The sequence below is a fragment of the Winogradskyella luteola genome (genome assembly GCF_019203985.1).
Classification (GTDB): domain Bacteria; phylum Bacteroidota; class Bacteroidia; order Flavobacteriales; family Flavobacteriaceae; genus Winogradskyella; species Winogradskyella luteola.
This window is the reverse complement of record NZ_JAGSPD010000006.1, coordinates 44,819-57,635: the sequence shown is the minus strand read 5'-3', so window position 1 is coordinate 57,635 and position 12,817 is coordinate 44,819. Positions and strand designations below refer to the sequence as shown.

At 37.1% G+C, this 12,817-nt stretch carries 3 protein-coding genes; all 3 read right to left on the bottom strand.

The window, feature by feature from the left end; all coding sequences use genetic code 11:
• Positions 1 to 115 precede the first annotated feature (115 nt).
• Positions 116 to 3,181, bottom strand: coding sequence for a T9SS type A sorting domain-containing protein (locus KCG49_RS08655; RefSeq protein ID WP_218545884.1), 3,066 nt, complete (start codon positions 3,179 to 3,181; stop codon positions 116 to 118).
• A gap of 180 nt (positions 3,182 to 3,361) precedes the next feature.
• Entirely contained in the window at positions 3,362 to 9,019 is a 5,658-nt protein-coding gene (locus KCG49_RS08650; RefSeq protein ID WP_218545883.1) for a DUF8693 domain-containing protein, read from the bottom strand.
• 283 nt (positions 9,020 to 9,302) lie between these two features.
• Positions 9,303 to 12,761: a T9SS-dependent choice-of-anchor J family protein gene (locus KCG49_RS08645; RefSeq protein ID WP_218545881.1), complete on the bottom strand. Its 3,459-nt coding sequence runs from the start codon at positions 12,759 to 12,761 to the stop codon at positions 9,303 to 9,305.
• Positions 12,762 to 12,817 lie beyond the last annotated feature (56 nt).

Sequence of the window (12,817 nt, the reverse complement as noted above, 5' to 3'; positions counted from 1 at the left end):
TAAAAATATAATCTACATCTATTTTAAAAAGAGAGATTTTTTATAAACATGCGTAATATAATTAAAAAAATCTCTCTTTTCATAATACTTGTATAAGTATTTTAAATAGATAGTTTTATTTTAAAATAACCTTTTCGGTTTTTGTTTGTTTTCCGTTAGATAGTTTTATGACATAAATACCAGTGCTTAAAGAACTTGCGTCAACAGCTTGCAGTGTTGAATCAGAGCTTAAAGTCTTAGAGGTAACCAATCGTCCTTGAATATCATAAACATTAGCTACGGTGTTTTCCAATAACTGTCCTGCGATGTTAATTGTACGATCTACCTGATTTGCATATATGCTTATAGTATCAAAATCATCCTCTGAAGTAGACAGGGAATTATCTGTAAACCTTAAGTAGAAACGACCCGTACCACTTAGGTTTGTAGCCGGATTTAAGACGTAATCACTAGAATTTAATAAAGTAGATGTGCTGGCTACATCATCATCTAAATATACATTTACTGTACTTGGTAATGTATTTTCTACAATGCTAAATGTTAATTGTTCACCTTGGTTAGCATTAACACCTAAAGGTATAGTAACATTAGCATAGTCTGTTTTTCCAATAGCTTGTGTCGCAAAAGGAATCCCCATATTTTCTTGAACCAAATGAGAAAACAAAGCAAATGGTGGTGCAGTAGCTCCTAAGAGGCTAGCATCATAACCTGGATCTAGACCCAAACCAGAGAACTCTGTAAAGTAAACTTTAGTAATGTAGCTGTCAGTAGAGTTGTTCAAACGGATATTTACATTATTGATAGATGTAGAATTTCTTCCTATAATGAAATCATCATCAGTGGATGTAACACGCATATCTGGTGAGTTGGTCGTAAATTGAATATTACCACCAGTAGGATTAGAAGCGACGAAAAACCCTTGTCCAGGTGCAATATCTAGCGTATTGTTTTCTATTGCACTTATAATGGTATAATCGTCAGCTGAAGTTCCATCTGTACTATCGTTATAACCATAGATCACTTGAGCACTTGGGTCTAATAAACCAGCATTTTCAGATAAAAATGCCTGTGCATCTAGGTAAGAAGGGAACGGATTACCAATTAAATTTAAAATACTTGCCGTTCCTTGGTCTATAGCAACTTCTACTAAACTTGTGTTTACAGTACCTTCAAAAGTCACTAGATTAGAACCTGCGGCCGTATCAATACCAGAGCGATAACCAACACCAGCTGTTAATGGAGTTGTGTCAGTCTCATTCCAAACTTCAAAAGGACTGCCGCTATTATCATTATTGTCAAAACCTCCAAATAATACTTCTGGTCCACTTGGGTTAGCTAAGATGTTGGTGTTATTAGAAATAAACACATCAAAGGCTTGTCCAGAGACAGGTGCGCTAATTAAATCGTTACCATTTACAAGGTCATTAGTATTTACATATCTTTCATAGCTTACTGACCCAGAAAGAGAACCATCTACAATTAGGCTAGAATAGCTGGTGGATGTAGATTCTAAAGTCATGTCGTTAACAGTAAGGGTTGCACCAGAGTTAACCTGTAAACCTGCACCAGGGTAAACATTAACATTATTTAAACTAGCATTAGTAGTAAGTATTGCATTACCATCTAGAATAATAGCATCTGAAGCTCCTGTCGTTGCATCTGGATCATTTGGGGCCCATGACCCATCTGAATAAACCAAACCAGAATAAATTCCTAAAATCTTAAATTCATCAAATGCAATTTCTTCATCTCCAGAATTTAAAGATACTGTTATTCTTAAATCAAGTAATAATCCGGTTTCTCCAATAGATTTTGAAAAATCAATAAAATTTGTGGTCAAAGGTGTCCCATCACCATCACCGTTAAAATCTGTATCTTCTAAAAAAGAGGTGTTTGATGATGCACCATTATTCTCAAATGCTAATAAATCTATCCATCCGCCAGAATCAATTTGATATTCAACTAATACGAAATCTGCATCGTCAATACCACCACCATTAGAGGCAAAAGAGCCCTGGAAGCTTAGATTTGAGAAATTACTAACATCAATACTGTTCCAAGTTAATTGACTTGGGTTAGCGCTATCTGACCATCCACCATCATCAATATCTTGACATGCAAAGAAAGTGCCATTAGCCCCTGAGTAGGGTTCATTAATATTGGTGCCGTCAGTAATTTGAAAATAATCCTGAATCCCATCATTGCCTTCTCCTCCTAATGTAACGCTATATTGATTGTTGTTATCGAAAGGTTCACACCAAAAGCTAACAGAAGGGTCAGGGTCATTTTCTTCAATAATTAAATCAAACGACGAATTCGAACCTGAAGCTGCATTATCTCCACCAGTCACATTCTGAATGCTAAATGTTAAGGTTTCGTTTCCTTCAAACAATGTGTCGTCGGTAACTGTAATTGTTAGAGTCTCATCTGTTGATGAGCCAGCGGGAAATGTAACAGATTGTGTTGTATATGCATTAATATCTGAATTATCACCAAAAGTTAAAACAACATCAAAGGATGTAGCATTTATTGCATCTTCATTAGTTATAGTGAATATTAAGTCGAATGTGCCTATGCCTTCAGAAACTGAAGCTGAAGATGATATAAACTCGACTGAAGTTTCCGACGTTGGTAAAAAACCTTCGATAGTTACATTGTCAATTCCAGCATAATCACTACCTCCATCTTGGCTTGCAGTGATAATTATATAAGCAGAATCAGCTGTGTCAGGTATATTCTCTGAAATATTAGTCCAAGCTTGGGTGTCTTTATCTAAAGAAACTACACCTTGTCCAACTTCAGAACCAGCAGGACCATAAAAAATTTCATATTCTAATCTATCACTTGATTCAAAACCTATAGTATAAAAATCAAAGCTAATAATTATATCTTCATAAGCACTGATATCAATTGGATCAAAAGTAAGTGTGTGGTCAAAATTTCCTCCACCATTACCATTATTTAAATCTCTGATAGCCCAAAAATCTCCTGTAGTTCCTGATGGGTTATTATTTGTACCCCTTATCGCCCAATAATCACTGGAAACATTATAAGTTGCAGGAAAGACTGTACTATTCCAATTTGGAGTTCCACCATCATAATCCTGAACTGCAATAGTAGTCTGCCCAAAACCAAATCCACTAATTAAAATTGCTATTAAAACCGTGTAAATTTTTTTCATATTAAAGCTTATTTTTCCCTATTAAATATATAAACGATACTGCAAATTTAAAAAAACTTGTTTCTTACAGCCTGAAAACATATTAACAAAGCGTTAATTCCTTTTTTATTTAATATTACTATAATGCAAAAGCGCATCCAAACTTGGATGCGCTTTGAGCTTCTATATAATATGGTAGTGTTATCTAATAATCACCTTTTGTGTTTTTTCTTGTGTACCATTGCTCAATGTCACTACATAAACTCCATCAGAGAAATCGGTAGCATCTATTTCATTCAATAAGCGGTTACTGTTTAACAACGAGCTATGTACTAAACGCCCATGTAAATCAAAGATTTTTGCAGTAGTCTCTCCGTTAAGAACACCATGTATAAATAATGCCCTAGGTGAAGGTTTGGTGTAAATCTTAATATCATCAAAGCCAATTTCGTCGATAGATAACGATTGCTCTGCAAATCTTAAGAAGAAACGCCCAGTGCCAAAAATATCTGAACTAGGTGTGATAATATAGTCAGATGCATTTAATAATGTGGTAGTATTATTTAACGTATCATCTAAATACACATCGATAGTATTTGGTAAAGTGGTTTCCGAAACCGTAAATGTCAGTTGCTCACCAGAATTGGCATTAACACCTAATGGAATTACAACATCTACTAAGTCTAAAGAGTTTAATGCTTGCAACGCTATAGGTGAACCTGAGTTATCTTGCACTAAGTTTGAATAAAGTGCAAAACTTGGAATGAAACCTCCCCAAAGTTGGGCGTCGTAGCCATGGTCTAAACCTAGCGAGGCATTATCATTAAAATAGAATTGTGTGGTATAGTCTTTTGTTGATGTGCTTGCGTTCAGTTTAAAGAAGACCAATTCATTAGTGCCACGACCGGCAATAAAGTCATCACCAGAACCAGCAACTCGCATGGATGGATCAAAGGTAATATCATGGTCCGCAACAAAAGTATCGTTAGCCGCAACAAAGAATCCTTGTCCCGGAGCCATATCTTTTGACCCTGCATTTGCAAGCGTTATAACATCCCATCCGTTGGATGCACTACCATCATAACCATAGATACCCGATAAATCTTCTAAAATATCCATGTTTGTTTCTGTATTTGGGCCAGCTCCATCAATGTCAAAATTAAGGAAAGCATCCATATCTAGGTAAGCTGGATATGGATTACCAATAAGGTTCCAGTCTGGGTAAACAGCACCAGTATCTAAAATATTAATGGCAACTTGTGATGTGACTACTGTACCTGTAAATGTCAATGTTGTACCTGTATCAGGTGCAGTTACATCTGTACCAGCTCTATAGCCTGTTCCACTATTTAAAGTCGCAGTAGTATTACTATCATAATTTACCCAATCGTCTGTGGTTTTATCAAAAGGACCAAATAAATATGTTGGGTTAACAGGATCTCCATCGGTTAGTAGATCATTGTTATTGTTGCCTTCATTCAAGAAATCACTCCAGCTTTGGCCGTTGAGTGGTGGTGCAATAAGGTCGTTACCACCTTCATTGGCATTAACAAAACGCTCGTATTTTATGGTACCGACTACAGTTCCGTCGTGCATTAAGCTGGAATACATATCTGAAACTGATTCTAAAGTAACCTCACCACTAACAGTAAGAGTTACACCAGAATTCACAGTTATTGCCGCATTAGGATTAACAGTAACATTATTACAATTGGTGTTAGATGCTATAACTGCATTGCCAGAAGTAACAACTATATCATCAATTGCTGTTGATGCTCCGTTTGGATCGCTCGGCGACCAAGATCCATTATAAGTATAAGTGGCAGGTATAGGTATAGCCTCAACCACAAGATCATCAATTCCTAAATCATAAGAAGAGAAACCTGCTGTAGTAGTACCTTGAAAAATAATGTATACAGAATCACTTGTATTGAAACTGCTAGGTATATCGATGGTATACTCATACCAGCCTTCAGATGGTACGGTAGGTGCAGTAGTCGTTCGGGAAAACAATTCAAAAATTTGTGTTGCTCCAGTTAGTGAATTAGTTGTGTTGACATGGATTCTGTATCTGTCATTTACATGGGCACTTGGATCTCTGTGCAAATACACACGTATTCTTCCATCAGCACCTAAAGCTGTAAAATCAAAGACTGGTAAAATTAGTAAAGCATCAGAACTTAAGTAGTTTTTCTCCATAAAGCCAGGTGCACTATTCGGCGCTAAAATATCTCCTGAACCACCAGAAGGATCTCTAGCCCAATTTGTGGAACCAGAAATAATATCAAAAGAATAACAAGGGTTATCAGCTGAGAAATCATCAGTAAAAGGATAAGTAGTTATGGCAATTGAGCATGGATCAACATCTGTAGTTGCACTAGTTGAAGGTACTGTAGCATCTGTTTTATAATCAATATCACTATCAAAATTAGTGTAAGGATAAATTTCAAACTCATATAATGTACTAGCTGTTAGACCCGTAAAGGTATAGGTTTGTATGCCAGATGCCACTTTAACTTCAGCTTCGTCATCTGACCAGTCTGTATCATCCGTATCATCAGTGCCATCAATAGGTGCGTAAAACGTCGCTGCACCTGTTTTACCAACGATTAAGAAACCGTCTGCAGGTTGCGCACCATCATTATCATCCCAAGTTAAGGTGATTTCAGTATCGGAATCAGCAACCGCTGCAAAAGTGAGTACATGGTTTGTAGGTTCTGGTTTTGCATTTACGGTTAAAACACCAGAAATATTGCTCGATCCGTCCCAAAAATTTCCACCGTCTCCTGGTCCGGCTGTATTTCCGCCATAAACAAAAGGACCACCATCGACACTAAATCGGCTTACATAGTAGTAAGTGCCAGGAGCAAGCGAAGCACCAATTGCCAAAGAATATTCGTCATTGTTACCTACCTCACCAAAGTAAGGTGCTGCTGTCCATGTCCAGTCAACAGTTTCAAAATCAGCAACTGTAGTTGCATCAACTGAGCTGATACCAATTTCTGCAGTGATGTTTGTTCCGGCACCTGCGCCAGATGTATTCCCTGTCTCAAAAATTTGAGCAAAAACATTTACAGTATTACCTGCAGTTATTGTTGCCGTGCCTGGGGACTGTAAATTTACATAATCAGGGAGGTTAGGGGTACTTGCGTTGATAAATATAGTGCCTGTTTGAGCATTAGATGGTGCTGTAACACCAAAATTATTACTGAAAGCCACGTTAAATCTAGCTGCAGCTAAATAATATGTTCCAGCAGGTAATCCGCTTTGTGTGATTAAACTTTGAGGAGTTATTCCACCAGTATCATCATCATTATTTGCGACAAGATTACCAAAGGCATTAAATAAGCCTAATTCGGTATCAAAAGTTGTATTATCAGTATCAACAGTAATTTCACTACAGCCTCCATCGTAAATTAACTCTACCCAAGTCACTCCTTCAACACTTGTATCGTAGGCACCAGAATAAGTGTCCGAATCTGCACAACCACTAATATTTAAAGTGGCTACTGTAGCAGGTGGAGTAGGTAATACTTCTAATTGACCAGAAACAAAAGAAGTTCCGTCCCAGAAATTACCACCAGATCCTCCCGGTGTAATACCACCATAAGCAAAGACACCACCATCATACCTAAATCTACTGACATAATAGTATTGACCGCCAGATAATGCAGAGCCAATTTCTGCTTGATATTCATCATTATTACCACTGTCGGCATTATAAGTAGCAGGAACCCATGTCCAAGATCCAGTTGTAAAATCTGCAACCGTTGTGGCATCTGTAGTGCTGTATCCTATCCAAGCTTCAATATCTGCTCCTTGACCAGCAGCTTCAGTAATACCAGTTTGGAAAATTTGTGCGAAAGCTGTAAATGTTCCCCCTTCATTTATATTACCGCTATTTGGAAATTGTAGATTACAAAAGTCTACTGTAGAACTTGATGGTATTTGTGCAACTCTAAATTTACCGACATGGAAATCATAATCCTCAGGGTCATCTGTAGCTTCATTAGCCCAAATAGCGAACTGAACATTTCCTGAATAAGATGTTAAGTCCTCTACGTATTCTGTACCATTAAGAGCAGGCTCATTTCCTACATTCCAGGTAGTTAAATTAGTCCAAGTACTACCACCATTTGTGCTAATTAATAGTTGTACTTCATCATCAGATCCCATCGTAGCATCTGTACTTCCATCTGCGTAATCAGTTACTGCAACATTTATTTCAAGTTGAAATGGCCCTCCTGATGACAAATCAAAAGAAGGAGAAAGGAGCCATTCAGAATTAAAATCAGAATACAAATTCATAGCATTACTAGGGCCAAAAGCATAAGAAGTGCCTTGTCTCCAACTAGAGAAACCTACACTACTAGGTCCTGTTCCTGGATCACCACTACCTGCTTCATCCCAACATGAATCTGGAACATTAGTAGACATATCTGCATTATATTCTGGTACAATTGCACTACAAGGTGTTGTAAAGTTTACAGGGCCAACCCATGCGCCGTAATCACCTCCACCACAGTTGGCTCTAACAAAGACCTCATATGCTGTTTGTTCACTTAATGATGTAAAAGTATATGGTGGCGCAGAGTCTGCAGTTGCATTAACAGGAGTTCCTGAATCTCCAGATCCTGGGTCAGCAGTTGCTGTTTCCTGAACTATAATCTCCCAATCGGTTTCACCAGAAGCACTAGCTGTCCAATTGACATCAACAGATGCATCTGTAAAACCATCAATAGTGATATCTGAAACTTCTAAACATGAAGGACTTTCTTCTAAACACCATTCTAAAGTAGAACCAAAAGTGCCTTCATCATATATTATTAAATAATAAGTGATACCTATAGTAAGACCAGATATTCTTCCTGAAGTATTATTTAAACAACCTAGCGATGTAAATGATCCACATGTGCCGTCCAGGATTTCTAATCCTGGCTGTCCTGTTCCAGAGGTAAAATCTACGCTAGTTGTTGTTGCGGTCCAAGTGTACCAAGCTACTGCATCAGAACCAAACTCGCATGTTGGGTCTTCACCAGCATCTGTATAATCAGTAATATCAAGCGATTGTGTATTTCCAGGGCACGAGCCTAAAGCCCCTATTGCTCCAAAAGTTGTTGTATAATCTAAGGCACTAGCGCAATCGTCATTAGCTACAGGTGTTTGGAAATCAACTGGTCCTACCCAGCTACTAAACCCATTAGCACCACAATCTGCTCTAACCCATATCTCGTAAGGCGTATTAGCAGATAAAGTATTATCTGTATAGTTAAGGTTATTGGTTGTTGCTGTGCCAGAACCACCTGGCTCACCAGTTCCATCGGCTTGTACTACAATCTCCCAATCAGTTTCAGTACTACCAGCAGTCCAACTTATTGTAGCAGAATCAGCAGTAAAGCTATCAACATTTAAACTAGAAGGTGGTAAACAAGAAGGTGGACTAGGAACAATAATTTGAAAAGATGCTTCTAATTCTTCAGGTGTTCCTTCACAAGAAGAAGTTAAGTCAGTGTCAGCACCATCACTTGGGGAAACACCTCCGTTATCACCAATTACAGATCCATAAGCAGTAACACTTATTAAGGTGCCATCCCAGCTGTCATCATATTGATCGTAACAATTTACATAGTATGTGCCAGGTGCAATGGATATATCTTGATTGATTAAGCCAGAGCCATTACATTGTGTACCATCACCTTGACCCCAAACCTGAGTTCCACTACCATCAATTCCTGTGGTAATGCTCACCCATTTTTCTCCAGGAAAACTACCACCAGTGGTTGTAATATTGATAGTACTTTGCCCAAAACTTAAACCACATATTAAAAATGCAGCTAAATAAATGTAAAATTTTTTCATAATTATATATATAATATTTAGTTAATCATAGCTACAGTATAGTAACTAAAATCAGTAGTAAGTAGGCTTTTTTTTGGAATTGAGGGGCTTAAAATAGAATAACTAGATAGAAATTAACATTATCTTAATAAGCAAATATAAAAATTCTATTGATTTAACAATGGATTTGTCGGTAAATTGCACAAATTGTTTCTATTTAATGAATTCAAGTGTTAAATTATTGAGAATAAAAAAAGCACATCTTTTGAGACGTGCTTTTGGATTTTGTTATTTTTTTAAAGTTTTACCTAAGAATTACCTTTTGAACTTTTCTAGCATTTTCCGTTTTTATATCAACAATAAAAATACCCGAAGAAAGATTTGAAACATCTATATTTTGAGAGCTTGTATTTTTTGCTAAATCAGCGGTCTTCACCAAGCGACCTTGTAAATCATATAACCTAAGTTTAGTAGGATTTAAGAAAGTGCCCTTTATAGTAATTATTCTTTGCTTTTGATTAGCAAAGATTTGTAAATTTTCTAAATTAGTTTCATTTACACTTAGTGATTGATTTACAAAACGTAGATAGAATCTACCCTTACTGCCATTTAAATCTGTATTTGGTGTAATCGTGTAGCTTTCATTATTTAACAAAGTAATAGTTTCAGATACTGTATCTTCTAAATAGATATTGATCCCATCTGGAATTGTAGATTCTAAAATTGAAAATTCTAAGGTCTCACTGGCATTTGAATTTACACCCAAAGGAATAGTGATATTTTGTAAATCATAGCTGTGTAAAGCTTGAATGGCCATTGCTATATCATTATCATTTTCAACCAAATAGGAATGTAAAGAAAAATCCTCTGGAACACTATTCCAAACAGAAGCATCATAACCTAAGTCTAAATCAGTACTTGCGTTATCATTGAAATAGAAGGCCGTACGATAATTTTCTGAATTCGTATTTATGCTCAACTTTAAATATACAAGTGGGTTTGAATTTCTACCCACAATAAAGTCATCGCTATTTCCGGTAGACCGCATACTTGCAGTAAAATTAATACTGCCTGAGTTTTCAGCATCAATAAAGAACCCTTGCCCAGGTGTAATAACGGTGCTTGGTGTTGTTGTTGCCAAATTGAAGATTGTCCAACCATCATCTGCTGCACCATCATAGCCGTATATGCCAACTGCATTTTCATCTAAAAGTGAAGCATTGTTGGCATTGTTCAAAAAGCCCTGTACATTAAGGTAACTTGGATAAGGATTCCCAATTAAATTCCAGTTACTTGTACCACCAGAAACAATAGGAATGCTTACAGTTCCAGTTTCTACTGTTCCTATAAACCTATAAGTGCTATTATCAGTAGAACCTGTACGAAAACCTTCGCCAGCATCTAAAACTTCAGTATCATCTGAGGGCTGATAATTGACATAGTTGCCAGAAGTAGGGTTGAAGGGCCCAAATAAAAATGCAGGATTGCCTCCTATGGTTCCTGAAAGTATATTTGGATTTGCAATCCTAAAATCTCCAAAACTTTGACCAATTAAAGGAGCGCTAATCAGATCGTTATTTGTTGTGCTTGCGCCAGGCTCTGGAGCATTATTGACATGACGTAAATAAATAACATTACCTGTGATAGTGCCATCTAGAATTAAACTGGCATAACTGGTTGATGTTGATTGTAAAACAACTTCGTCTAAGGCTGTTAATACTACGCCAGAATTTACTGTTAAGCCAGCACCTGGGTTCACCGTTAGTGTATTGCAACTGATATTTGAAGTTATGGTTGCGTCCCCATTTGCAATAATTATATCGTCTGCTGTGGTAGAAACTCCATTTGGGTTAGAAGGTGACCAACCGTTATCGTAAGTGTAAATTGTACCTGGCAATACATTTATTGTATAATCTTCAATTTCACCATCTGTTGAACCATCACAAGGGCCATTGGTTGGGATGTTATTAAAATAGTACTGAGAAAGAATACGAAGTCTTGTACTGCCTAGTTCAGCATTATCAGGAACAGTTATTGTTAAAGGGCTATTACTTGTAGCTCCATCTGGATTATCAATGGTTTCTCCTAGATCGTAGGTTTCTCCACTATCGTTAAAGTCTCCATCTTGGTTCCAGTCTATCCATGCATAGCTATATACTGCAAAATTACCATCAGTATTTAAGTTCACAGTTAAATCTTCTGAATCACCTCTGGCAATACTTGTAGACTGTGAAGTGAAGTCATCATAACCAGATCCTTGTGCCGTGATATTATTTATGGATCCAAAATCTACTAGAGTTATTGAAGTGCCAAAAGTTGTATCTCCATCAACCGTGCAATAGTTAAGTGTAATGCTTATGGGTACACCTGTACTCCAAGTTGTCCCTTTTCTTGTAAATACTTCAAAATGGTAAGTATTGCCAAATATTACGTTAGATACAGATACTGAACTATCCGTATTATTGAGTATTGCAAATTCATCAGTTGTAGTTTCGGTACCGCTTCCAAAAACTGAACTTGATACGTATGTGCTACCGTCTCCAGTGGGGACAGTCGTTACGGTACTGCCTTCCTTACCAATTATAAGTACATCGTCATAGCAATCACCCAATGCCCATTGTAAGTCTATGGTACCATCAATGTAATTAGCAGTAAGATTGGTAATGTCCGTTGGCGTTGGACATGCTGAAATGTCCACCACGGATACATCGTCTAAAAACCAATTGTCTCCATCGTTTTGTTCCATAACAAAAGCAATGTAAACAATTCCCGTATATGCAGAAAGATCAATAGTTTTTTCATTAAATGGGTTTCCTAATTGCGTTTCATTATAGGTTTGAACGGTTGTGAAACTTGAAATGTCTGTAGCTGAGGTTTGCGAAATTCTTACCGTGTATTCAGTATTGTAATCTATCGTAAATTGGTCTTGTGCAAAAAAGCGTAATTGTGCCTGCGCCGTTGCTAAATCTATGGCTGGAGTGACTAGCCAATCTTGGGCATTTCCTCCAGAAACGACTTCAAATTCCACAAACGCAGATCTTGTACCGGAGTTGGTTGCTGATGTGGTTGAGGTCCAATCATTGTTTGTTCCTAACCCATTAGTTCCTCGATAAGTTGTCCAGCAATCTGGAGGGAAACTACCTTCAAATCCTTCGTTAAATGGTAGAGAAAAGGCTGTTGTGCAATCTGGAAATCCTGTAACTTCAATATTATCGATACGTTGGCGTTCACCTCCTCCATTATTAAGCATGGTTACTCTTAACTCTAAAGTTGATCCATTTAACCCATTTTCACTCGCCTCGGTAGGACTATAGTCGTTAGAAAATGTGCCGTTTGTGGATGCTGTTGTCCAAGCTCCCGTATCAATTCTGTATTCTATGGTAACCGTATCGTCAGATTCCAAGTTGTTTGTCGTAGTTCCGTTGGACTCAGAAACATCAATGGTAAAGCTAACATTGGTAAAACCGGTAATGTCAATAGGAGGTGACAACCAAATAGCTTCACCGTCTAAATCACGACCTTCTAAAAGATCATTGACGCCTACTGTTCTTACAAAGAAGAAATCATTTGTATCGGTAAGGTTTACATTATTAACATCAATTGACCAATTGACTCCGCTTAAATCTATTGTTGGGTTGTTTCCTCCTGGTCCTCTGGCGCCTTTACCAGCTTGACCCGTAAAATCTTCAAAATATAAAGTGCTTTGACCAAAACCAAATAAAGAGATGATGATAAAAGCAAGGTTTAATAAGTTCTTTTTCATTGTTATAAGTCATTTTTTTTTGAATAATAATTCAATCGTAAAATTATTTTTAGTGA

Bases quoted from the DNA above. Each gene is read 5' to 3' on its own strand.
- KCG49_RS08650 (WP_218545883.1), bottom strand. From the start codon at position 9,019: ATGAAAAAATTTTACATTTATTTAGCTGCATTTTTAATATGTGGTTTA.
- KCG49_RS08645 (WP_218545881.1), bottom strand. From the start codon at position 12,761: ATGAAAAAGAACTTATTAAACCTTGCTTTTATCATCATCTCTTTATTT.
- KCG49_RS08655 (WP_218545884.1), bottom strand. From the start codon at position 3,181: ATGAAAAAAATTTACACGGTTTTAATAGCAATTTTAATTAGTGGATTT.